The sequence below is a fragment of the Flavihumibacter sp. genome, assembly GCF_036676075.1.
Lineage (GTDB): Bacteria > Bacteroidota > Bacteroidia > Chitinophagales > Chitinophagaceae > Flavihumibacter.
Genome location: NZ_JAKFDQ010000006.1, coordinates 16,296 through 41,541, shown reverse-complemented (window position 1 = coordinate 41,541; position 25,246 = coordinate 16,296). Strand labels below are relative to the sequence as shown.

18 protein-coding genes are annotated in these 25,246 nt (G+C 43.1%); 6 read left to right on the top strand and 12 right to left on the bottom strand.

Going from position 1 to position 25,246, the window contains the following annotated elements; all coding sequences use genetic code 11:
* Nucleotides 1–45 precede the first annotated feature (45 nt).
* Nucleotides 46–1,065, top strand: coding sequence for a gliding motility lipoprotein GldB (gene gldB, locus V6M43_RS00210; RefSeq protein ID WP_332732040.1), 1,020 nt, complete (start codon nt 46–48; stop codon nt 1,063–1,065).
* Here the strand turns inward: gldB and V6M43_RS00205 are convergent, their stop codons facing one another.
* From V6M43_RS00205 to V6M43_RS00190, 4 genes are all read right to left on the bottom strand, one after another.
* Nucleotides 1,066–2,139 carry a fatty acid desaturase family protein gene (locus V6M43_RS00205; protein WP_332732039.1) on the bottom strand — a complete coding sequence of 358 codons (1,074 nt, stop codon included), beginning with the start codon at nt 2,137–2,139 and terminating at the stop codon, nt 1,066–1,068. It lies immediately after the preceding gene.
* Nucleotides 2,140–2,259: 120 nt separating this feature from the next.
* Nucleotides 2,260–2,742 (bottom strand): YcxB family protein, encoded by a 483-nt coding sequence (locus V6M43_RS00200; RefSeq protein WP_332732038.1) that lies wholly within the window; start codon nt 2,740–2,742, stop codon nt 2,260–2,262.
* 3 nt (nt 2,743–2,745) lie between these two features.
* Nucleotides 2,746–4,101 (bottom strand): alkaline phosphatase D family protein, encoded by a 1,356-nt coding sequence (locus V6M43_RS00195; RefSeq protein WP_332732037.1) that lies wholly within the window; start codon nt 4,099–4,101, stop codon nt 2,746–2,748.
* 366 nt (nt 4,102–4,467) lie between these two features.
* Nucleotides 4,468–7,869, bottom strand: coding sequence for a vitamin B12-dependent ribonucleotide reductase (locus V6M43_RS00190; RefSeq protein ID WP_332732036.1), 3,402 nt, complete (start codon nt 7,867–7,869; stop codon nt 4,468–4,470).
* A 347-nt stretch (nt 7,870–8,216) separates the two neighbouring features.
* Between V6M43_RS00190 and V6M43_RS00185 the strand changes: the two genes are divergently transcribed.
* Nucleotides 8,217–8,954 (top strand): DUF2490 domain-containing protein, encoded by a 738-nt coding sequence (locus V6M43_RS00185; protein WP_332732035.1) that lies wholly within the window; start codon nt 8,217–8,219, stop codon nt 8,952–8,954.
* Nucleotides 8,955–9,012: 58 nt separating this feature from the next.
* Nucleotides 9,013–9,771, top strand: a complete 759-nt coding sequence (locus tag V6M43_RS00180; RefSeq protein ID WP_332732034.1) for a geranylgeranylglyceryl/heptaprenylglyceryl phosphate synthase — start codon at nt 9,013–9,015, stop codon at nt 9,769–9,771.
* Here the strand turns inward: V6M43_RS00180 and V6M43_RS00175 are convergent.
* Together V6M43_RS00175 and V6M43_RS00170 are read right to left on the bottom strand one after the other, a co-directional pair.
* Nucleotides 9,761–10,747, bottom strand: coding sequence for a M28 family peptidase (locus V6M43_RS00175; protein ID WP_332732033.1), 987 nt, complete (start codon nt 10,745–10,747; stop codon nt 9,761–9,763). The two genes, V6M43_RS00180 and V6M43_RS00175, sit on opposite strands and share 11 nt — an antisense overlap.
* A 40-nt stretch (nt 10,748–10,787) precedes the next feature.
* Entirely contained in the window at nt 10,788–13,154 is a 2,367-nt protein-coding gene (locus V6M43_RS00170) for a hypothetical protein (protein ID WP_332732032.1), read from the bottom strand.
* 357 nt (nt 13,155–13,511) lie between these two features.
* Here V6M43_RS00170 and V6M43_RS00165 point away from each other — a divergent pair, with 357 nt between their 5' ends.
* On the top strand, nt 13,512–16,562 hold the full coding sequence (locus tag V6M43_RS00165; RefSeq protein ID WP_332732030.1) for a ligand-binding sensor domain-containing protein: 3,051 nt from the start codon (nt 13,512–13,514) through the stop codon (nt 16,560–16,562).
* Complete coding sequence (locus tag V6M43_RS00160) at nt 16,559–17,326, top strand: LytR/AlgR family response regulator transcription factor (protein WP_332732028.1); 768 nt, start codon at nt 16,559–16,561, stop codon at nt 17,324–17,326. Before V6M43_RS00165 ends, V6M43_RS00160 begins: the two co-directional genes overlap by 4 nt.
* A gap of 6 nt (nt 17,327–17,332) precedes the next feature.
* Here V6M43_RS00160 and V6M43_RS00155 read toward each other — a convergent pair whose 3' ends face one another.
* The 3 genes from V6M43_RS00155 to V6M43_RS00145 are packed head-to-tail and all read right to left on the bottom strand — an operon-like array spanning nt 17,333 to nt 20,522.
* On the bottom strand, nt 17,333–18,664 hold the full coding sequence (locus V6M43_RS00155) for a M28 family metallopeptidase (RefSeq protein WP_332732027.1): 1,332 nt from the start codon (nt 18,662–18,664) through the stop codon (nt 17,333–17,335).
* A 39-nt stretch (nt 18,665–18,703) separates the two neighbouring features.
* Nucleotides 18,704–19,435, bottom strand: a complete 732-nt coding sequence (locus tag V6M43_RS00150; protein ID WP_172644679.1) for a LytR/AlgR family response regulator transcription factor — start codon at nt 19,433–19,435, stop codon at nt 18,704–18,706.
* Between the two features lie 22 nt (nt 19,436–19,457).
* Complete coding sequence (locus V6M43_RS00145) at nt 19,458–20,522, bottom strand: sensor histidine kinase (protein WP_332732024.1); 1,065 nt, start codon at nt 20,520–20,522, stop codon at nt 19,458–19,460.
* Between the two features lie 195 nt (nt 20,523–20,717).
* Here V6M43_RS00145 and dxs point away from each other — a divergent pair, with 195 nt between their 5' ends.
* Nucleotides 20,718–22,646, top strand: coding sequence for a 1-deoxy-D-xylulose-5-phosphate synthase (gene dxs, locus V6M43_RS00140; RefSeq protein WP_332732022.1), 1,929 nt, complete (start codon nt 20,718–20,720; stop codon nt 22,644–22,646).
* A gap of 143 nt (nt 22,647–22,789) precedes the next feature.
* On the opposite strand, the gene V6M43_RS00135 is transcribed toward dxs, so the two are convergent.
* The 3 genes from V6M43_RS00135 to mscL form a co-directional block, all read right to left on the bottom strand.
* Nucleotides 22,790–23,581: a segregation and condensation protein A gene (locus V6M43_RS00135; RefSeq protein WP_332732020.1), complete on the bottom strand. Its 792-nt coding sequence runs from the start codon at nt 23,579–23,581 to the stop codon at nt 22,790–22,792.
* A 67-nt stretch (nt 23,582–23,648) separates the two neighbouring features.
* On the bottom strand, nt 23,649–24,692 hold the full coding sequence (locus V6M43_RS00130; protein WP_332732018.1) for a DUF3078 domain-containing protein: 1,044 nt from the start codon (nt 24,690–24,692) through the stop codon (nt 23,649–23,651).
* A gap of 72 nt (nt 24,693–24,764) precedes the next feature.
* Nucleotides 24,765–25,166, bottom strand: coding sequence for a large conductance mechanosensitive channel protein MscL (gene mscL, locus V6M43_RS00125; protein WP_332732016.1), 402 nt, complete (start codon nt 25,164–25,166; stop codon nt 24,765–24,767).
* Nucleotides 25,167–25,246: the final 80 nt, after the last annotated feature.

Below are 25,246 nucleotides of genomic sequence, written 5' to 3'. Positions count from 1 at the left end.
TATTAAATTTACACAACAAAACTACTTATCAAACGTTTCTTGCGCATGAAATACAGCAGCATAATTTTCATATTCACATTATTCCTGTATTCCTGTGGTGGCGCGGGTTCCAGGAACCCGGATGTATCAGGCATCAAAGTCAACACTAAAATAGAAAGATTCGATAAAGATTATTTTGCCCTTGATTCTAATTCCCTGGAGGCAGGCATGAAGGGGCTTGCATCCAAATACCCGCTGTTCATTAATGATTTCACGCAAAATATCCTTGGAGCAGGTCCCATGGTCGATTCAAATGCGTTATGGCCGGTAGCAAACAGACTTTTCTTTACATCCTACCACGGTGTTTATGAATCTATCCAAAATGAATTCACAAACATGGATGAAACGGAAGATGAACTAAACAACGCTTTCAGGTATGTAAAATATTATTTCCCTGATTATGCGGTTCCGAAATTTATCAGCTATCTGGGTCCTTTTGATGCACCCGGTGTGGCAATAACACAGAATGCCATCGCTATCGGACTGCAGTTGTATGCCGGCAAAGATTTTCCCTTCTACACTTCAACTATGGGTCAGGAAATATTTCCTGCTTATATATCGCGTCGGTTTGAAAAACAATATATCGCTACCAATACTATTAAAGCAGTTATAGAAGATTTGTACCCCGACAAAAGCCAGGGACTACCACTGGTTGAGCAAATGGTTGAGAAAGGTAAATACTGGTGGTTGCAGGACAAACTCCTTCCAGAAACTGCAGACAGTATCAAAACAGGGTTTACTGCCAAACAGGTTGAATGGGTTATGGACAATGAGGGTGTGGTATGGAACCTTATTTTACAAAACGACCATCTTTATTCAATGGAACCTGGCATTATCCAGATGTATATTGGAGATGCTCCGGGAATTCAGGGTTTCCCTCCTGCAGCACCAGGCAATGTGGGACAATGGATCGGCAAAAAGATAGTCGAAAATTATGTCGAAAAAAATCCCGCCATCAGCCCTGCTGAGTTGATGAAAAAAACTTCGCGTGAAATTCTGGATGGCGCAAAATACAAACCCCGCTAATCACGGTTTCTCACCAAGGGCCTTCATCATCCTAAAATGGCTCATAAGGGATTCCGTCATAGTTGGATAACTATTATAGGGAAGGCCATATTCCTTACATGTCTTCTCTACTATCGGACTTATGGCTTGATAATGAACATGACTGATGCGGGGAAACAGATGATGCTCTACCTGGTAATTCAATCCCCCCACATACCAATTAATGAAACGGTTACGAGGAGCAAAATTTGCAGTGGAGCGGACCTGGTGTTCGGCCCAGGCATTTTCAATTTGAGTGTGTTCACCCGATACCATTTCAAATTCAGCATGTTCAACAACATGTGCTAATTGAAAAACAAGGGCAAGTGTAAGTCCCAGGAAAACATGCATAGTGGCAAATCCTATTGCCCAGGCACCCCACCCGTAAACCGAAACTGGGATGGCAATATAAAAAATTGCATAGAGTAATTTGCTCACCCAGAAAACAATATGATCAGCAACGCTCATCTTCTGCAATGGGGTATTAATAACCCGCTGTTTAAGATACTTGTTGAAGTCCATCATAAACACCCAAGCAAAGGATGAAATGGCGTAAACGCCAAGTACATAAATATGTTGAAAGCGGTGTGCCGGTACCCATTTTTGAGTGCGGCATTGACGCATCAGGGGACTCTTAGCGATATCATCATCCATACCATCCACATTGGTATAGGTGTGGTGCAGGATATTGTGTTTGAATTTCCAGATAAAAGCGTTTCCACCAAGCCCGTTCAACGACAAACCAAGCAGGTCATTCACCCATTTTTTGGAAGAATAACAACCATGACAGGCGTCATGCATAACATTGAATCCGATACTTGCGAGTATGGCGCCCAACAATATGCACAAGGTAATCAATACAAATACTGGTAGGGTTGGAAACAAAACCAATGCAAGGTATATCAGTACGGCAGAAGGTATCAGCACAAGCGTCTTAATATATAAACTTGCGTTGCCGGTTTTCGGAATGTTATTCTCTTTGAAATAATTGTCAACGTTTACTTTCAGGGAATTAAAAAACGAGTTGTTCTTGTTGTTGAAGCTTACTTTAGCCATAAAGTGATCAGAAATCTTAATTTGGCAATTTAAGGTTTTCTCCTGTCAAAACAATTCCTTGTGCCCGCATATCATCCTTTTTGCACTCATCTTACCAAGAAATTGTGATACAAATTGGCATCAGGCCGACTTGCCGATCTTATTCCTGATCAGTTCCCTGGTTGCCTGCTGGTCAGGGATATTATCAAATGCATCTTTGGGCACCAGAAAAAAAGATCGGTTATCGAAATAAAGATGAAAGAAATAGGGTGTTTCAACAAACTTGCTAAACCTCTGCCATGGCCAGCTTTGGTTCCCCCTTTCCGTTTGTAAAACAACTTCCTCCTCATTAAATGATAGGAAGAATGAATCCCTGAAAGTATGGGAACGCTTATAGATACTGTTTGGGAGTATTATCCAAACCACCAGCATTAACGTCAACCATAGCGTTGAAAAAATCAGGAAGGAAAAGGGATGGATCTTTTTAAGATAAAGCAGCACGGCAGCAGCAATGGTGAAAACGTTTATGAGGATCACAAGGATCCGGATTTCAGGGCGCGTCATAAAATGGTAGCGAAGCGCCTGAATCACCTGCTTTTTATCATAAGAAAAAGATACCGTCATGTCTTATTGATTGGATTGCCTTAATTCCTTTTCGGTAACCGACCATTTACCAAATTCTTCTCCTTTAAGACCACGGAAGGAAATTGATAATTTCCGCTCTCCCCTAATACCCGTCACTGAGATCCTGCCATAGTTCTGTTTCTGATCTAGTCCGAATATACGGAAAGGATTGTCGCGTTCCTCTTTTCCGAATACATGGGTTCCGGATGTGAGGGGAGAAACGGTAATATCATAAAGGGGATAATTACCCTGGCGATTCACTCGGATAATCTCTGAATGATGGCGGTCACCTGTCATGAATAAAACTCCATTTACCTTCTCTTTTTCAAGGAATTCCATCAGCTCATTGTAATCGGCGGGGTAGTCAAGCAATTTATCAAATGGTGAAACCGGATTCAGCACCTGGCTTCCCACCACAATGATCTTAAAACTGGCCCTGCTAAATCGCAAAGCCTGCTTGAGCCAGTTAAGCTGTTCTCTGCCTAGCATGGTTTTCTCACTATTCGGTTGACCGTTTACGGTAGAAGGTGTTCTGTCTTCACTTCTCCAACTGCGATCATCCAGTAAAAACAGGTCCACATCGCTGTAGGATACCATGGTATAGATTCCTTTCTCTCCGTTTCCATAAGTGGGATTGGCCCAGTAGTTTTTGAAGATCTCCCGACTTAAATTATTGTAGATAAAGCTTGCGCCCATATCGTTGGGACCAAAATCATGATCATCCCAGATCGCATAATGTGGCATTGCCTTAAGGAATGGTTGTAGGATTTCATGGCTGCGATCTCGGCTGGCCCGGTACCAAAGTCCCCATTCACTTGAATAATCAACTTCACGGGTATACCAGTTATCGCCCAGCCAAAGCATGAAATCAGCCTGTTCTCCTGCCATCGTTTTAAATATGCTGGAATCCTGTCCATAGGGTTTACCCGGTCGGTCATATTTTGGCTCATTGAAATAGGTGCATGAACCCGCCAGGAAATGAACATCGGGGGCTGGTTTTCTCCACTGCCATAATTCCTTTGTTTTGAAGCTGCCCCCTCTTCCTGATTCAGCTCCATTAAAAAGGATACTGTAATCATATTTTGTATCGGGCTCCAGTCCGCCGATCTCTACCTGAAAGGGCTTGAAATCCCTATTGATATCGCCATTTACTGATTTTGTTCGTGCGCCTGCTTTATCACCCTGTTTCCAGTATCGAATTGCTACGCTCTTTACATCTTCACCAGCTTCCAGCCAGATGCGTGCAGTACGAATTTCCACCTGACCGAGCATCGGACCTGCCAGAATTCCTTTCTTATCCTGGGAGAAAACGAGTGAGCTGACAAGCATTAAAGTAATTAGGGCAAAACAGCGATTCATTGGGGCGATTTAGCCTGCAAAGTAGTAAATGCCTTAAAACAAAACATCCCGATCCTTTCGGAATCGGGAGGAATTGTCAATTCATTTAACCAATCAGGCTAGCGAATGGGTCTGCAATACCTGAATTTTGAGCTGGCTGCCTCAGAAGGCGATACAGCTCTACAGGATGCAAACAACATAGCCAGCACAATAACAGCCAATAGTTTTTGCATAGACTTGAATTTAGGTGACGGTACGGATTTCAAACGGGTTTGTAACAAGTATAACGCCAGAATTCCTAAAAACGTATAATATCTGGACAAGAAAAGGCCCCAGCCAGATGACCGGGGCCGTGGTTTTATTAAAAAAACCGTCCATGTTTATTTCTTAGCTGCAACCCAGGCTGTTACCACAGTTGAGGCATTTATAGCAGGTACCGCTCCTGATGGTCAGATGACCACAAACATTACAGGCTGGTGCATCGCTTTGCATTGATTTGTTTGCCTTACTCATAGCGTCAAAAGCATTACTTCCTTCCACCTTTAGCGCCTTAACAGCTTTTACCGGTTCCGTTGGCTTTTGCGACTCCGCTGTTGGTCGGGGCTGAGCAGATGCCACTATTCTTACATCACTCAGTTCAGGTGTTTTTTTTTCAAGCTCCTGCGCAACAGCTGGCTCATCCCAGCTATTAGTTCCTGTATTCATCACCTCAGGCTTATCCAGAACATGTACCAGGTCAGTACGATCGAGGTATTCATATGCCAGGGAGCGGAAAATGAAGTCCACGATAGAAGTAGCGCTCTTGATATTCGGGTGATCTACCATTCCGGCTGGCTCAAACCTGGTGAATACAAACTTCTCAACAAATTCCTCCAGCGGAACACCATATTGTAATCCTATTGATACCGCAATAGCAAAACAGTTCAGCATACTACGCATTGTTGCGCCTTCCTTGGCCATATCAATAAAGATTTCTCCAAGTGTTCCATCACCATATTCACCAGTCCGCACAAATAAAGCCTGCCCATTGATCTTTGCCTTCTGGGTGTAACCACGGCGTTTGGCTGGTAATGTTCTTCTTTCTACTATATGGGCGAGTTCGCGTTTTAGTTTTGTATCAGGCGAAGATTGAACACGCTTCTGCACTTCCTCCAGCAACTCAGTGACGGTGAGCTTGCTCATATCGATGATATTGGAAGTTTCTGCCATCACAGGTATTTCTGCTGCTGCAGCTTCCTCTTCTTTACCATCTTCAGACTTTTTCTTTTTATCGCTTTTATTGCTCAGAGGCTGGCTCAGCTTAGATCCGTCGCGGTAAAGAGCATTTGCCTTCAATCCCAGCTTCCAGCTTAGCATATAGCAATCAGCGATCTCTTCTACAGAGGCTTCATTAGGCAGGTTGATGGTTTTGGAGATGGCTCCACTGATAAAGGGTTGTACGGCACCCATCATCCGGATATGTCCATGCGCATGAATAAAGCGCTCTCCTTTTTTACCACACCTGTTGGCACAGTCAAAAACGGGCAGGTGTTCAGGCTTCAGCAGTGGCGCACCCTCTACGGTCATAGTTCCACAAACGTAGTCATTGGCTGCATCGATCTGCTCCTCTGTAAAGCCAAGGGCCTCCAGCAGGTTGAAGTTCCAGTCATTATACTGGTCGGCGGAAAATCCAAGCCTTTCGAGGCATGCTTCTCCGAGGTTGAACTTATTGAATATGAAACCGATCTCAAATGCACTCTTCACTGAATCATCAAGCTTCTTGATCTCCTCTGCAATAAAACCTTTCTCACTAAGGGTCTGGTGATTAATGAATGGAGCACCGGCGAAACTTGCGGAACCTACTGCATATTTAATAATGGCATCGATCTCTTTTTCAGAATACTTCAAATTCCGCAGGGCAACAGGAACAGACTGGTTGATGATCTTGAAATATCCTCCACCACTCAATTTTTTAAACTTCACCAGCGCGAAATCAGGCTCAACCCCTGTTGTATCGCAATCCATCACCAGTCCAATTGTTCCGGTTGGTGCAATTACAGTAGTTTGTGCATTTCTGTAACCATATTTCTCACCCATTTGAACGGCATCATCCCATGCTGCGGTAGCTGCTTTGAGGAGGTAGTCCGGACAATATTTGGCCTGTATACCAAGGGGTTTGATACTCAGCCCTTCATAGGCTTCCGATGCATCATAAGCGGCGGCACGATGGTTACGCATTACGCGAAGCATATGCTCTTTATTCTCTTCATACTTGGCGAATGGTCCGAGTATCTGTGCAAGCTCTGCTGAAGTCTTATACGCTATGCCGGTCATAATGGCGGAGATAGCTCCTGCAATACCCCGTGCCTCTTCACTATCATAAGGAATTCCACTAACCATCAACATAGTACCCAGGTTAGCATAACCCAATCCAAGTGTACGGTAATCGAAGGAGAGTTGGGCAACATCTTTTGATGGGAATTGCGCCATCAATACCGATATCTCAAGTACTACTGTCCAGAGCCTGCAGCTGTAGGCATATCCTTCAACATCAAAAATATTGGTATCGGTATCGAAGAATTTCATGAGGTTGGCCGATGCCAGGTTACATGCCGTGTTATCAAGGAACATGTATTCCGAACAAGGGTTAGAGGCATTGATGCGACCTCCTTCCGGACAGGTATGCCATTCATTGATGGTAGTATCGTATTGTGCACCCGGATCAGCACAACGCCAAGCGGCATAAGAAATCTTATTCCAGAGTTCGCGGGCAGGAATCTTCTTCATCACACGGCCATCACTACGCGCTTTCAATTCCCAATCTTCATTGTTCTCCAGTTTATCAAAAAAGCTGTTTGGAATACGAACAGAGTTGTTGGAGTTCTGCCCACTTACTGTACGGTAAGCCTCGCCTTCATAATCGCTGGCATAACCTGCAGCAATAAGCGCACCCACTTTTTTCTCCTCCTCCACTTTCCAGTCTACAAACTGGATGATCTCCGGATGGTCGAGGTCAAGACAAACCATTTTAGCAGCCCTGCGCGTTGTTCCACCACTCTTTATAGCTCCTGCCGCACGGTCTCCGATCTTTAGAAAACTCATCAGTCCGGAGGAAGTTCCACCACCACTCAGTTTCTCCCCTTCTCCACGGATCTGGGAGAAGTTTGTACCAACACCTGATCCATATTTGAAAATACGAGCCTCACGAACCCAGAGGTCCATGATACCGCCATCATTTACCAGGTCATCTTCCACACTTAGAATAAAGCAGGCATGCGGCTGTGGGCGCTCATAGGCAGAAGTGGATTTCTTAAGCTCTCCATCAGCCTGGTCAACATAATAATGACCCTGGGGCTTACCCTTGATACCATAACACTCATACAAACCGGTATTGAACCACTGGGGACTATTGGGAACACAGGCCTGGTTAAGGATGGAGTAAACCAGCTCCTCATAGAACACCTGTGCATCCTGCTCCGTTGCAAAATAACCATAACGCTCGCCCCACACACGCCAGCAATGCGCCATGCGGTGAGCCACCTGGCGGGAGGATGTTTCTCTTCCCAAACTGCCATCAGGCTGAGGTATGCCCGCCTTACGGAAATACTTCTGGGCGAGAATATCAGTAGCGATCTGGCTCCATCCCTTTGGCACTTCTACATTATTCATTTCAAATACAACCTCTCCACTGGGGTTGCGGATGATAGATGTGCGGTAATCGTATTCGAACTGGTCGAATACAGAAATATCATCTCTGGTGAAGCGACGGGGGAACTGCAGCCCTTTGCTAGCTGATTTTTTACTGGCCATACAATATTTTGATTTGAGTGCTGGTTAAGAAATTATGAAATCCGTATCCAAGTGTGAAAACGAAAATAGGCGGCTCACTTAAAAAATCATACCCGGAAATATGCACAGGTGTGGATAAAGGATGGGGAAAATCACAAGGCTCCCGATGGGGTTGAGTTTGATGAAAAATCCACATGCTGAAATTCTTTTTTTTGGTAGATAGCCTTCTTTTCTTTAACATTTTAAGATAGATGGTTGCCTGCCCTTTTTACAACAACAGCTAAAGTGCGCTGGTTCTGATGTTAAAGAGATTTTAACATCCTAAAACAGTTATTGGGACTAGATTTGACGCTTCAACATCAAATTACATGAAGTATTGGCTATTATTTTTTGCACTCTTTTTTTCGTTCGCAAACTCAGCTTTTTCCCAAAAGATCAACACCGCGTGGGTAGGTTCTTTTAACAGTTTCACTATTGGTAAAAAAACAAGCATTCATTTTGATGCCCAATGGCGTTCTGACGATGATTTCAGGCACATGCAAACGCTGTTGATAAGGCCTGGTATTAATTATAAGGCCAACGATCGGCTTCTGGCTACTGCAGGCTATGCGTATATCAGCAACCGACGTTTATTCACCGGTGATGCTGATCAGGTGGTAACAGGCTACTCTCCGGAACATCGCATCTGGGAGCAATTGATTTATACACATCCGCTGGCGAAAACCAGCCTGGCTCATCGTTTCCGGCTTGAGCAGCGTTTTATAAGTAAAACTTATACAGAAGGCGATAAAGTTGTGAATGACGGTAATGTATATGCCAACCGCTTCCGTTATTTTCTGCGTACTGTGATCCCGATAAATGGCCAGAAACCTTTCGTCAAAGGTGTTTTCACCGCCTTACAGAATGAGGTTATGTTCAATATAGGGAATAACTCACATGTGAATGGACGGAGCTTCGACCAGAACCGTGCTTACCTTGCCCTGGGATACAGGGTGAGCAAGGAATTTGACATTGAAGCTGGTTATCTCAATCAATACGTCAAAGGCCGTAATGATGCTTTCACCAATAACCATGTAACACAATTAGCTTTCTATTGCCGATTCTAATCCGGATTGGCATTACCAGCTATTTTTTGCATTTTTGTGACCAGCCATTACCTATTGAATGCAGCAAGGTATCTATCAACACATCCAGAAACAGAAATCAGCCCGACAGAAATCATTTGCGGTACTAGTAGACCCCGACAAGGTCAGGCCTGGTCAATTGGAACAACTTACCCAGCTGGCAAACGATGCAGATGTGGACTATTTCCTGGTTGGTGGAAGCCTGGTTATTTCAAACCATCTTGATGAATGTATTCTGGCAATAAAAGAACAATCCGACATCCCGGTAATACTTTTTCCGGGCAGTCCATCCCAGATATCAAGGCATGCGGATGCCTTACTCTATCTCTCACTTATTTCCGGTAGAAATCCAGAATTACTTATTGGCCAGCATGTGATCAGTGCACCTTTTGTGAAACAGAGCGGCCTGGAGATCATGAGCACCGGGTACATGGTGATTGATGGCGGTGCCCCTACTACCGTTTCTTATATAAGCAATGCAGCTCCTATTCCAGCCGATAAAAATGAAATTGCATTATGTACAGCGCTGGCGGGTGAGATGCTTGGAATGAAACTTATTTACATGGATGCCGGTAGTGGCGCCAGGAAAGCTATATCAGAAGAAATGATTTCAATAGTGGCCTCCCAGATATCAATTCCCCTTGTAGTAGGCGGTGGAATTACTGACCCTGAAAAAGCTTACCGCAACTGCAGGGCCGGTGCCGATATTATTGTTGTGGGAAACGCCATTGAAAAAGATCCATTCCTGATCCGTGAAATGAGTGCTGCAATTCATGCGGTAGGGGTCATCAGGGAATAATTCTGGAAGGTGTATCTCGACCCGAAACAATGGTGGAGATCCCAGTGATAAGTGCTTCTACCAGCCTGGCCATATTTTCCGTATCCATCCGCTTCAGTTCATCACATGGACTGTGATAACATTTCTCCGTATCATCGCTTGCCATAAAGGAATGGGCCGGAACACCTTTCACAGCAAATGCATAATTATCTGACCTTTCAAACAGGTCCTCACCCCTTTCCTTACGCAACCTGAATTCACTGCCTTTTAAATTTTTCTGCATGATGTCAGGCAATCCCGATCTTTTCATACCTGTAACAACGATATTATTTTTTCCAAACTGGGGTACACCAAGCATCTCAAGGTTAATTCCTGCAACAATACTATCCGGATGAATGGTGGACGCAAAATCAAATGAACCCAGCAATCCGCTTTCTTCTGCATTAAAGGCACAGAAAAGCAAACTTCGCTCATTGGTTCGCGTTAGTGCATAATAGTTGGCCATGGCGAGCATGGCGGCAGTACCCGATGCATTATCATTGGCGCCGTTATAGATCTTGTCACCTTTTGAAGGTCGGCCAGCCTGAACATGATCGAAATGAGCGGAAATCATAATAATCTCACCAGGCTTCGACCTTCCAGGCAACCAGGCTATTACATTACTGTGAGTTATGGTTGAATCATTTCGGTCAACATAAAAAGTATTTTTAAAACTGTTACTCCTGAAAGGCTGCAATCCCATCTGCTGAAATTGCCCGGCGATGTATGCAGTGGCGATCAGGTTCTCCCTGGTACCGGCCATCCTTCCATTCAGGCTATCGTGTGCCAGAAATGAAAGTGTGGTATAGATATGCATTGGAGAAACAGGGTGAGCGGCCAGTGGGCTGATTGGATTTGTTACAGTTGTAGCCTGGGGCCTTGGCGCACAGCCTATAAACAAAAGCGGTACACCGATAAGGAATATTATCCTTCTTGAAATGGTAAGCAATAATCGCATTACCCGAAACTAATACATCCGATCGAAAAGAAAACAGTCCTTACCCCACTTCTACCCTTAATGCTTTTAGTCCGCGCACACCCTGCAATTCCTCCAATTCAAGATTCTCCATACCTGGCCTTATAACACCCTTATTCTGTAAGAAACTGATGTATTCGATATATTCCTGGGCATCTTTTGGATTACTGTAAACAATCGCGATCTTACCCGGCTGTGTAAGTCTTTCGGCAGTTTCCCTGATCCTTACTTTATCGAGTCTTTTCTTCATCACCTCATAACGAATGTTATAGGAACCTTCCACATCAAAACGCCGTTCGTCGCGCCGGAAGCTGATGGCAATAGATTGGTTATGTACCAGGATCAGCTGCGTGGTTTCCAGGGGCACTTTTAGCGATGGGAGTAATTTCGCTGTTGCTCTTGTGATCTCTGCCATTGAACGCAATTGCCAGAGTCTTATATTTTTCAGGTATAGCATATCAAATGGTGCGGCGGGCGCTATCGACTGACCTATATAAATATTATACTCCACCCCATCCGTTCTGTATTTCTCGAAATAATGGGGATAGGTTTGTTGAATTTCTGCTTCACCAATTGTAAGAAGATCCATAACTGTATCATTGATTACTGTAATGGATTGCTCATATTCTCGCCGATGGTGATAGAGATATCCGTTGTAATTACCAACTGCCTCATAGTACCTGTTTGTAACTTCCCTGATCTGGGCATCTCCCATATTCAAATGCCGTAGCACCGGTTCAAGCTCATTATTCAGGAAATCATTGATGACTACTTCGTCCTCTGCCAGCATACTTTCTTCAATGGAACTCCTGATCTGCTGGTTCTTGAATTGTAGCCCTTCAAGAAGTGTCAGACTTAGCCTGCTCTGCAATAATTCAAGCGTTTGGTCCACAAGGCTTAATTGCCTTTTCAGATCCTTCTGAATGGCTTGATTTCTTTGTACTGATGAATCGCGGATATCTATCGCGCCATATAAGGGATATACATCCTCAAAAACCACATTACAATCATCGCCGGCTTCCTGGTTCATGAACTTCCAGGCAACATTGGCAAACTTCCACTCAACAGAAGGCTGAAGGGCCGTGAATTTATCTTTTATAAGTTTCTCAATTCTGGTATTGAAACTTTCACGATTCTTAAGTAGCGCAAGTGATAGCAGCGGCATTGCTGGTTCCAACCGCATTAGGGCTTCATGAGTAAGTAGATGGGGGATGGTTGAACCAATTTCAAGTAATCCAAGTAAGCCATCATTATTCTGAATAGGGTAAAGAATATAACTTCTTATCCCTTCATTGTATAAGCGTTTAAATATTGGAATTGCTTCTATAATTCCTTCGTCAATTACAGAAACCGATGTTGGTTCATGATCCTCGCTGATAAATCCGATAAAGGAATGAAATGCATTTAAGCTTTCCGGATCCGAATTCTTCCAGTGCCGGCCTATCAAGCTATGCCCTGCACATGTTTCATCAAGAATAAACTGGTCATTGATCTTCATGAATGGCATGATACCAACTTCAAGGTCCTGGAACCCTACCAATGCATGAACAGCTTGTTTAAGATCATGCATAATGCCGGTATCGCAATCTCCATGGCGTAACAGGATGCGGCGGATGGTTTCAACTGACTGCCTAACTGTAACATCATCTGCCATCCATACGCCAAAGCCTTCCAGACGAAACAGATCGAGTGGCATTGTCTCCAGTTGCTTTTCAAGATCAAGGATGCGAAAAGTGTTCAGGCAAACTGCACAATTCCTGATAGGGGGCAATTCTCCTTTTAGATATACCTCAATGAACCTGCGGTCATAACGCAACCTGTAAAATCGCTTGAGTCCGGTTTCCTTATCAGTGAGTGGATAGATAAGGGCTGGTTTGTCGGCCAGTTCAATCTGGTAAAATTTCTCCAGTATATGTTCATAAATGGAGGTACAGAAAGCTGATTTAAGTGCTGCTGCCGGCACATTCATTGGCATCTGCAGAAGTTGCTTTCTCTCATCCGCGAATAAGTTGCTGAAGTTCTCTGAATAACAGAAACTGCTGAATTGGAAGGGCGCTGAAAAGCCAAATATATACTGTTCCTCCTCACCAATTACGGGAAATATGCCTGCTGCGAGCAATTCCATCAGGTCGGCATTAGAGCTGATCAGGTCAGGGTCATCGATAGGCTTTAGCAGTGCCGGCACCGCATTAAATCTTTCGATCAACCGCTGGTAATATTCTGCTCGGATACCTGATGCTTTAACCTGCTTGTTCTGGATAAAGTTTACAAAGGGTTGAAAGGATATATGGTTATCAATTCGGGGCAGGCTGCTAATGCGATCGGGCTCCGCTTCCAGCATCTTTACCGTCATTCCGGCACCGATAGCAGGATAAATTTCCTGGAGCATGTTGGTTATTTGAGCTTTTCTAAAGTTACGAAATCATAAGTGCCTGGAGACTGGGAAATTACCCGTATAAAAAGCAAAAACCGGAGAAGCAGGCGCCATTTGGAACCGCTTCTCCGGCAGAAAGGAAGGTTTAAGGGTTAAGACAGGCTGGCTGTATAGTGGCATTTGATCAGGACGTGAATTTATAGATTCTATTAGTATAATAATATGCCAGTTCACGAATGGCAGCATCCAACGTGTAAACGGTAAGCAATGAACTTTTATCGGTTTCGCTTCACCAACGGCGGCTTTGATTGAGTATTCGGTTACTGCCGAAAATCTGCTTCCATGAAGCTCAAAATTGAGTAGATTTAATTCATGCGCCTTCTCCTTTCCATGATACTGATGGTAATTTCATTATCCATTAAGGGACAGGAATTTCTTTTTGAAAACTATTCTTCCGAACAGGGCCTCTCCCAAAATTCATGTTATACCATTGCGCAGGACGATCTTGGATTTATGTGGTTTGGCACGCAGGATGGTCTGAACAGGTATGATGGTAAAGAATTCAAAGTATATCATCCCCAGAATACCGAAGGCAATAAACTCCCTTCAAACTATATTTCTGCACTACATTTTGATCAAACGAACAAGCAGTTGTGGATCGGTACCATTCGTGGAACATGCTTGTATGATACAGCGGGAGACTCACTACTTCTTATAACCGAAAAATATCCCTATGCTTCATTATTGTTGGGTGTTGCCCCAAAGAAAATATCATCATTCAACGAAGATGAATTCTGGATAGTGAGCTTCAATAATGGATTGCTACACATAAATACAAAAACAAAAAAAATAACTTCCTATTTCAATGACGTCAGCAACAGGGCACGCGTAACAAGCATAACCATGCTGAATGGAAAGATCATTGTGAGTTTATTGAATAAATTATTCTGGTTTGAACCGCAAACAAGCGGATACAAACCTATCCCGGTTATGGAATCACATAAATTTCCGGAGATACGTGAATTGTATGCTACTGATTCTACTCTATGGATCGGCACTATAACTGCAGGCTGTTTTTCAGTGAATGATCCATTGAGAAAAGATGCGGTGCCATTGGCTTTTAGCATGGAACCTGTTGGTGTCGGTTCTTTCATTACAGATGCAAACAAAAAACTTTGGATCGGTACACGTGGCAGCGGAATTTTGCATTACGATCCTGTTACCCGCAAAACTACCAGGTCATCACATAACAAATATGATAAACGAACACCAGGAAAAAATTTTGTTTTATCGATGTATGCCGACCGGCAGGGCATTATCTGGTGTGGGCTTAGTGGAAGCGGAATAGCAAAATACGATCCGCTTAAGTACCAGTTTCAGATTATTAGTAATGAACCTACCAATGAATTCTCCCTGCCTGATAATATGATATTTGAAATTTATAAAAGCCGTGAAGGAGAGTACTACGTGGGCTCTCAGGGTAGTGGGATGCTGAAATGGGATATTACTTCAAACAGGTTCATCTCATTCCCGGGCTTTCAAAAGCCCGGAGCAGCTATCAATACTGTATACGATATCGATGAAGATGATGAAGGAAATTTATGGATAGCAAGTTGGGGGGGATTGATAAAATTCAACAGAAAGTTAAACCAGCTTCAATTTGATACAGAACAGGATTTATTACAGGCAAGAAAACTATACAGTATCATTAAATTACAAAATAAGGATAGTCTCTTTATTACGGGCGAAAACGGACCCATCTTCTATGACCTTAAAGAAAAGCAATGGAAACCCTGCCCAACCAATCCCATGCAGGAAAATACTTACATCGGCAGATATGTTTATGAAGACGAGAAAAATATTCTCTGGATTTGCACGGTGGGTGGCGGTTTAATCAGATATGATCCGAAACAATCCCAATTTCGGGTGCTGGAGTCAGTCAGGAAACACACTTTCTATGTCAGACATTTATTTCCCAATGGGTCATTGCAATGGCTCTCCACTGACAATGGAATTTTAATTTATGATCCTCGGAAAGACAGCGTGTTGCAAACTATAAAACCTAATCCATCAACAAATTCAAATGTTTGTTATGCAGTGTTGGAGGATAATAATGGCCAATTCTGGACAAGTACCAATACGGGTCTTTATAAAATAAACAGAAAGAGTAACAATATTCAACATTATAATCTGGGCAATGGCTTATCATTCCTTGAATACAACACTGCCTGTTGTTATCGTGACACTGATGGTTCATTACTTTTTGGAGGTGTTGGTGGAATTACACGTTTCAATCCAACACAAATAAAACCCAACAATTTCAGTCCTCCGCCTCTCCTCACATCAATAAGGGTCAATGAAAAGCCACTTCGCACTGAGCGATCACTTTACTTCACCGAAAACTTATCTTTTAAATACAATCAGAATTTCATCACCATTTATTTTGCAGTTAATAATTTTTCGAATCATACCAATAATCGTTTTACCTACAGGTTAAAAGGCTTAACCGATAACTGGTCAGAACCAGATAATGAAAATATTGCAACATACACCAGTCTCCCGCCGGGTGAATATACCTTTGAACTCCGCTCCAGTAATAGTGATGGAAAATGGAGTAATGAGATGACAAGACTAGGCATAATGATTCATCCTCCATGGTGGAAGACATGGTGGTTCTGGTTGGCAGCACTAATAATATTGGGAACTCTCATTAGTTATTTCGTAGTGAAAAGAATCAAAAAGATTCGTAATGAAGCTACCTTAAAACAAAAGATAACTGAAACAGAAATGATGGCATTACGCTCGCAGATGAATCCACATTTTGTTTTCAACAGCCTGAATAGTATTCAGGAAATGATCCTTAACAATGAGAACCAGGAAGCAAGCAGGTACCTCAGTAAGTTTGCTCAGTTGATTCGCATAACGCTGGATCAATCATCCCACTCATTCGTATCATTGAGAAATACTATTGATTACCTTGAAAGGTATATTGAAATGGAAAAGATCCGTAACCGTCACTTTTCCAGCCATATAACCGTTGATCAGGAACTTGATCTTGATGATACTTTATTGCCACCTATGCTTATCCAGCCATTTATTGAGAATGCGATCTGGCATGGCATAACCCAGCATTCAAAAGAGATAACCGTAAATGTTCATTTCAAAAAAGAAGGAGCTCATTTTGTTTCAACTATTGAAGATGATGGCATTGGTTTCATCAGATCAATGGAAGAAAAGAAAAATATGCAGCGCCTTCATCAATCAGTGGGAATAGAAAATGTTAAGGAAAGAATACGATTACTCAATGAAAAATATAATATTCAAAGCAATATCCTGATAGCCGATAAGAGTATGATACCTGCTGCTAAAAGCAGCGGAACAATAGTAACTATTCGTTTACCTCTACAAATACCTGAAATATGAACCCCATTAAAACCATACTGGTGGATGATGAACCGCGTGGACTTAACTCTCTGCAAAAACTTTTGCAGATGAATTGTCCGGAGGTGGAAATAGCAGGAATGAGCACCAGTGTTATGGATGCACGGGAAAAAATAAACCAGTTGCATCCCCAGCTCGTATTCCTTGATATTGCCATGCCGGGTAAAACAGGTTTTGACCTTTTGAACGAGATGCCTTCAATTGATTTCGAAACGATTTTCGTTACTGCACACAACAATTATATGATCCAGGCATTTCATTTCAGTGCTGTTGATTACCTGTTAAAGCCCGTTGATGCCGACCAGCTTACTGAGGCCGTCAGGCGCGCAGGTAAACGGTTAGATCAAAAGGCCGGTGGCAATCAGATTCAGGCTTTACTACACAACATGCATCAGAAAGGCAATTCGCAACGGATGAAATTATGTATCCCATCCCTTAAAGGATTCCAGGTAGTGGATATTTCGGATGTGATTTATTGTGAGGCTAGCAGCAATTACACCAACTTCTATTTTTCAGATCGAACAGTGATCTGCTCTTCCAAGCCTATCCACGAATATGAAGAACTCCTGGGAGATTGCAATTTTGTACGCATCCATAAATCTTATCTCGCTAACCTGGAACATATCAAAGAGTATGTTCGGGGAGAAGGAGGCAGCATAATACTTTCTAACGGAAGTGAAATAGAAGTATCACGCCGGAAGAAAGACCTGCTGATGGTGCGAATGAAAGAATTCTTCCGTTTTTAATAAATCCTACCTAAGTTCTGAAGTGTTCACCCTGCTTGGTGTATCAGCACCCGATATGATAGTCCTTGAGCTGATTGCTATCGCCTTAATGATCTGTGCCATGTTCTCCATATCGAGTGTTTCAAACTCATCATCAGCCGTATGATAATATGGTTCACTGTCCATTTTGGATGTTGAAATTGTATGGGCCGGAACACCCAGACGGGCAAGAGTGGCATTGTCTGAGCGATAAAATAACTGCTGTGCGGGGTATGGATCAGGGTAAAATTTGAAGCCCGATCCTGCCAGGTTTTTCTCCATGATCTTTCCCATATCCGTTTTCTCATAGCCGGTAATAAAGGCAGAATTCTTCCCCCATTTACTCTCCGTACCTATCATTTCAATATTGAACATGGCCATCACTTTGGATGGTTCAAACTGCTGTGAAAAATAGCGTGAACCAAACCCTCCTGATTCTTCTGCGGTGAAAGCGGCGAAGATGATGGTCCTTTCATTTGCTCCGATCTTTTTGAAATAGTCGGCCAGCATAATAACTGCAGTGATGCCGGCGGCATCATCATTTGCCCCATTAAAAATGGAATCCCCATTCAAAGGTTTTCCAATGCCCAGATGATCATAATGGCCTGAAAAAATCACATACTCATCCTTACGGCTCGTTCCTGGCAATATACCCACCACATTACTTAGTGATGCCTTACTGATGTCATGCCGGGCCGATATGCTAAACTTAGACGGAACAGTTTCCCCCAATATAAAAATGGTACTGGTTACCGAGGGCATCATCTGCCTTTTGAAATTTGTAAGTCGCGGAAAATTTGCAGAATGCGATGGATCCACAATAACGAGCCTGTTCTTGCCTGCATTTACATGCTTTCGGGCTTCATTGAAAAACTCTCCTCCCTTTGGAATGGTCACAACTTCATATCCCGACTGCTCGTTAACAGATAAGTTTTCAGTTGTGGTAATGGCTATAATATCTTTCTGTTCAATTATCTTCTCATCAAGCGTTGCAGTTGCACTTTTGAATGCTGGTCGGATAAGGTCAAACGTCTGCAGGTATCCATTAGCGCTAGCAGGCTTATCAAGGCCTATTCTTTCAAATTCAGATGCAATAAACGAAGCCGCCTTTTCAATACCAGCTGTAAATACTCCCCTCCCCTGCATATCATCTGCAGATAGTACTTTTTCAATACGAGTAACTTCTGCTACAGAAAATTCAGCAGAACTCATCCCGGTACCACTACCCCCTGCCGTAGTTCCAGTGGTGGTATTACCAGTTCTTACAGCGGGTCCGCAGGAGGCAAGTAGGGCAAGGAAAAGAAACGGATATAGGCGCATACACTTATTGTTGTTTGTTGGTAGTTTGTAATTTAATCCTTACAAACTCATCATCTCTTTAAATTTCACTGTCTGGCGACGGCTCACCTCAATTTTTTCGCCTCCTTTTAATTCAAGGAGTAGTCCACCATTAAAATATGGTTCGATTTTCTCGATCAGCCTGAGGTTAACTATATGCTTTCGATTGGCCCTGAAAAAAACCTTTTCGTCCAACCGCTCTTCCAATGCATTTAATGATTTAAGTATAAGAGGCTTATTATTTGCAAAGAATACTTTGGCGTAATTTCCGACACTCTCAAAGAGTCGTATATCACTGAGCTTCACAAACCAGCATCGCTCACCATCTTTTACAAAAACCTGGTCATGCTCACTCAATAAACTCTTGTTAGTGCCAATTGCCGGCGACATGGCCTCTTTTTCCTCTGCGATATGCAGTTTATGGATGGCATCAGCCAGTCGCTTGGAGTCAACGGGCTTTAGTAAATAATCCAGCGCATTTACTTCAAACGCTTTTAGTGCATATTCATCGTAAGCGGTGGTAAATATCACATGGGGTGATTTTTCGAGCTCACTCAACATATCAAACCCGGTTTTTCCGGGCATCTGTATATCAAGGAATACAAGATCAGGTTGCAAATTCTCAATAGACTCCAGCCCTTCTGCAGCATTTGCCGCTTCCCCTACAATCTCGATCTCAGGAAAATCCATCAGCAACTTTCTCAATTCAGTACGGGCCAGCCGCTCATCATCAATTAGTACAGCCTTTATCATAGATATATGTTTTGTGGAAAAACTATAATGCCGTTACAGCAGTAACAGGAATCTTAACCATGGCTTCAACCAGGTTACCATTGGTTTCACGTATACTGAAATCGGCCTTATTGCCGAACAGTAACTGCAATCTGTTGCGTGTACTGCTGATACCGAAACCTTCACCATTCATTTCCCCGTTGAGGCGCCCGGTATTCTGCACCATCAGTTCATGGTAATCGTCTTTGAAGTCAGAACTGATGCGCACCAGCCCGCCCCGCATCTGCTTGCCTATGCCATGTTTTATCGCATTCTCTACAAGAGTCTGTAGCATCATGGGTGGTACCGGCTGGTCGAGCGTGTCTTCATCAACATCAAATTCCACCTGAAGCCGATCTTCAAACCGGATATGCTCCAGGGCCAGGTAATCCCGTACAATATTAAGCTCCCGCTCTAGTGGAACAGTCTCAGATTTCTCCGACTGCATGCTGCTTCTCAGCAGGTTGCTGAGTTCAGTAACAGCATTTCTTGCCCGCTGCGGGTTTTCATCTATTAAGGCCCGGATACTATTAAGGGCATTGAATATGAAATGTGGATTGATATGGGCCTTGATCGTTTTGAGTTCCAACGCTTTAACCAACGCTTCCAGCTTTAGTGTATCCACTTCCTGCTTCCTGCTTTTCGCTACATAATGATATATATAGTAGATCAGGGTCCATGGAATGATAAAAAGACCGATGTCCATTGTTGAAGCAAGCAACTTCGTGCTGAAGTCGATTCTCCTTTGTACATCAGACTGAACTCCTAAAAGGTTTACCAATCCCATATAAAGTAAACTACAGGCGATACTGGTCACAATAATAGCCACCATCATTCGGGGAATCAGTTTCTCCACCGGCAACAGTAGCCATCCTCTGCTCCTTATAAAAGCCCTCAATATATGCGTAGTGAAAATTCCCGCTGAAAAAATAAGGCCAAGACGCATGAAAAAACCCGCATCGATCTTTGAAGGGGTTAATGAATAGGCAAAAAAGAGCATCGACAGAACTACAAAAGTCCAGCCTGATACCTGGCAAAACCAGTAATATTTATAACCACGTGGCAACATAGAGCAAATCTAGCAGTTTGACAGGCACTAATATAATGAATTGTATTAAAGGCCAAATGCCTGTTCTGATGAGGAAGATGGACGGATGGCCGGTTTTTCAGAACCTTATCAGCCTCGGATTGTTAAAATCTTTATCTTGTAAATCAGGAGCGGAACCTGTAGGGTTCCTTATCTTTGACGCTTTATTTTAACTGAATGGAAATCAAACCCGGAGCGCTTTTAAAGGACATAAACTCCCCCGCCGACCTTAAGAAACTAGGGGCAGAACAACTGCACCAGGTCTGCGATGAGCTTAGGCAATACATCATTGATGTAGTAAGCGTTCATGGAGGGCATTTCGCCGCCAGCCTTGGCGTTGTGGAACTTACCACCGCATTGCATTATGTTTACAACACCCCTTACGACCAGCTGGTCTGGGATGTAGGCCACCAGGCATACGGACATAAGATCCTGACCGGCAGGATGCACAATTTTGCGACAAACCGTAAATATGGCGGACTCTCTGGTTTCCCTAAACGCACTGAAAGCGAATACGATACTTTCGGAGTAGGCCATTCCTCCACCTCAATTTCTGCGGCATTGGGCATGGCACTTGCCGCCAAATACAAAGGGGAAAACCGGAAATCTGTTGCCGTTATTGGTGATGGTTCCATGACTGCAGGTATGGCATTTGAGGCTATGAACCATGCAGGAGTTTCCGATGCCGACATGTTGATCATTCTCAATGATAACTGCATGAGCATCGATCCGAATGTAGGCGCTCTTAAAGAATACCTGACCGATATAACCATTTCCCCTGCCTACAATAAACTTAAAGATGATGTTTGGAAGGCCTTGGGAAAATTGCCCGTGGGTAAAAATTTCACCCGCGAAATGGCCAGCAAGCTGGAGCATTCTATCAAAGGAATGGTGAGCAAAAGCAGTAACCTGTTTGAAGCATTGAACCTGCGTTATTTCGGACCCATCGATGGACATAATATCACCAAACTGGTAGACACTCTTCAGGACCTTAAGAATATTCCGGGACCAAAGATTCTACACATCATAACCGTCAAGGGAAAAGGATATGAGCTGGCGGAAAAGGACCAAACAAAATGGCACGCACCTGGCTTATTCGACAAGATCACCGGCGAAATATATAAGAAGAAGTTTGATACCCCACAGCCACCAAAATACCAGGATGTTTTTGGCCATACACTTTTAGAAATGGCAGAAAAAGATGACTCCATTTTTGGCATCACTCCTGCAATGCCATCCGGATCTTCCCTGAAGATCATGATGGATAAAATGCCTGACCGTGCAATTGATGTAGGCATCTGTGAACAACATGCAGTTACTGTAAGTGCCGGATTGGCAACACAGGGTATGAAAGTGTTCTGTAATATCTATTCTTCTTTCATGCAAAGGGCTTATGACCAGGTGATCCATGATGTGGCCATCCAAAAACTTCCGGTAGTCTTTTGTCTTGACCGGGCCGGACTGGTAGGCGAAGATGGTCCCACTCACCATGGTGCCTATGATATCCCTTACATGCGTTGTATTCCCAATCTGATTGTGAGCGCGCCAATGAACGAAAGTGAATTGCGAAACCTGATGTATACATCAGCACTGCCAGCCACCAAACTGCCTTTTGTGATCAGGTATCCACGTGGTGAAGGTGTAATGCCCGAGTGGCGAACACCTTTAAAAGAAATAGAGATCGGTAAAGGCAGAAAGATTCGGGAAGGGGAAGATATCGCGGTACTATCATTCGGACACCCGGGTAATTTTGCAGCCTCGGCTATTCGTGATGTGAAACAATATGGAATCAATGCCGGCCATTATGATATGCGATTTGTGAAACCACTGGATGAAGAATTGCTGCATGAAATTTTCAGCAGGTATTCAAAGATAATTACAGTGGAAGATGGAACAGTTGTTGGCGGATTCGGATCCGCAGTTGTGGAATTCATGGTTGCAAATAACTATCATGCACAGGTTAAAATACTGGGTATACCTGATCGTATTGTTGAACACGGCACTCTAAAGGAACTGCATCGCGAGTGTGGTTATGATGCCAATGCAATTGCTGATGCACTTAAAGAAATGATGGAAGAAAAAGTAAAAGTTACCCTCTTAGGATAATATCTAAAAAAGAAAACCGACATCCTGATGTCGGTTTTCTTTTATCTATTGACTATTGCCTACTCACTATTGCCTATTGCCTTCTCCATCGCTCCACCTCTCCATCTCTCCATTCCATCCCTCCACCTCTCCATCCCTCCACCTCATTCCCTGTCAAAGTCAAACTCAAAATTATCTTCTTCCCGCTCTTCATTCCATTCTACAATAAAGTTATTCCTCCCCTCGCCTGTCATAATGCGCATATATTTCTGCTGAACCAGTTCCAGCATACTCAGGAAAGTAAAGATTGCGTGAATGCGGTTCTCGCATGCATCGAATAATTTCTCAAATGACATTGTTTTCTCCGTACGGCAGCGCACAAGTACATTTTCCCTGCTCTGCTCCATAGTGTAGTTATACTGCACAACGGTATGAACAGGCTTGTTGTTCCGGTCGTAAACCTTTTGCATCACCTTTTCAAATGACTTCATCAATTTGAAAAGCGTGATCTGCTGGATCTCTGTTCCCTCTGATGCTTCTTCCCCTATAGTGCCTAACTCACGGTTAATATTACCCCGCTTAACCATCAGCATCCGAACAGCTTCCATCTCAGCAAGCTCTGCAGAAGCTTGTTTGTATTTTTTATATTCCAGGAGTTTATCGATCAGTTCCTGGCGCGGATCGATCTCGTTTCCGGATGCATCTACTTCCTTGCGTGGAAGAAGCATTCTTGCCTTGATCCGCATCAGGGTTGAAACAAAGAGTATGAATTCACTCGAAAGTTCAATATTCAACTTCTCCTGTCCATGAATAAAATCAAGGAAATCGTTGATGATCTTTGTAATAGGTATATTATAAATATCAAGTTCATCCCGTTCAATAAAAAATAACAAAAGGTCGAAAGGACCTTCAAACTGATCAAGTTTGATCTGGTATGATATCTGATGCGCCGCCATGGGGGCAATTTACGGATTATTTACCCATACATATGTTCGAACGTCTATCGAACATATGTCAGACAGGTTAAAACTTAGCTGTCAGTCCTACACCCAATAAGGAGCGTATCTGTGTTCCGGGTGAATTATTCTCTGGACCGAACTGCTTTACATCATCATCATAAATAAGATCCAGGTTATAGGTCACCGCAAGAAATTTATTCACCTTCATTACAATGGAATTGGTCCAGAACACATCAATATTTTGAGGTTGGGCCTTTAGTTTAACGTCCGTAATGGGGTCACGCTTGCCAACATAATTGGAGAATAGATCGAGGCGGCTCTTATAGCTCACATTCTTGAGAATGTCCTTTATAAAGTTTGCCGACATATACGCGCCTGCTTCAAAGGATACCTTCCTGTTTGGATTTACACCATACAATGCTGCCAGTGGGGTTTCAACACCTCCGTCTGGTAACGGGATATTGCCGTTTTCATAATAGTAGCTGTATGGATCATTGCTAACGATCACCCAACGTGCGGAGATCGGGGAAAGCATCAGGCTGAAAAAAGGAACAGGCTTCCATTCAAGGCCCGGCGACACAAGCATGTAAGCAGGGGCAAACAATCCGGATACTCTTCTACGTATCCCTTTATTCAGATAGTCATAATCATATCCATCGGTCATTTGAGTGCGAAGATTATATACGCCTACTACAGCCCAATGCTCACTGATAAGTTTTCCAACCTTACTGTATAAATCGATCTTATCATCCGTTTTACGGCTACCCTGTGAACTGGTTTTTTGCATGGCATAACCAAGATCGAGTGTATTATCCCAGAAAAAATCACCCCTTTTTTTATTTGCAAACAGCGTGGTGTAACCCGCCAGACTGAAAGAAGATTTCTCTGCTCCGGCAGCCCAGTTGGAACTACTTCCCTGGGCAAGATTTATGCTTAAAGCCCCACCTTTTCGCCAACCTTTTTCATTGTACTTGTAAGTTGTATCGTCGTAGGTTTTACGCTCAGCTGCTTTTTTCATCCCGGAAACTGCTGCATCCTGTGCCATCACAGTGGCTGGGATCATTGCACTTGCCAATACCAACGAAAACAGTGTAGTGGTAGCTTTCATAAACAAGTTTTAGTCTTAAAAAAAAGGCATTTTGAATATTCAAAATGCCCGCGCAAATATAAGTGTAAATATTTATTTCCTTCTCAGTTCATCGCGGATCTCCGTAAGTAAAACATCAGTTGACGAAGGACCAGCAGCCGCATTCGGATCTTTGCGAAGTATCGCTTTAATAAACAAATAACAGACAAATGCGATGATGATGAAATCCAATACCGTTGTAAAGAACATACCATATTGAAATGAAACTGCCGGCGTTACAACAGTTCCGGCCGCATCAACCACCGCAGGCTTGACAACATATTCCATCTTTGAAAAATCTTTACCGCCTGTGAGCAGGCCGATAATAGGCGATACTAACCCAGTGGTAAAACCCGTTACGAGTTTTGTAAAGGCTGTACCCATCAGGAAACCAATTGCGATATCTACAAGATTGCCTTTTGTGGCAAATGTTTTAAAGTCTGATAAAAATCCCATAATAAATGAATTTAGGTGGTTGTTGGATTACATATTATTCCCAAACAATCTACTTATTCATCTGAGTAACATAATATTTA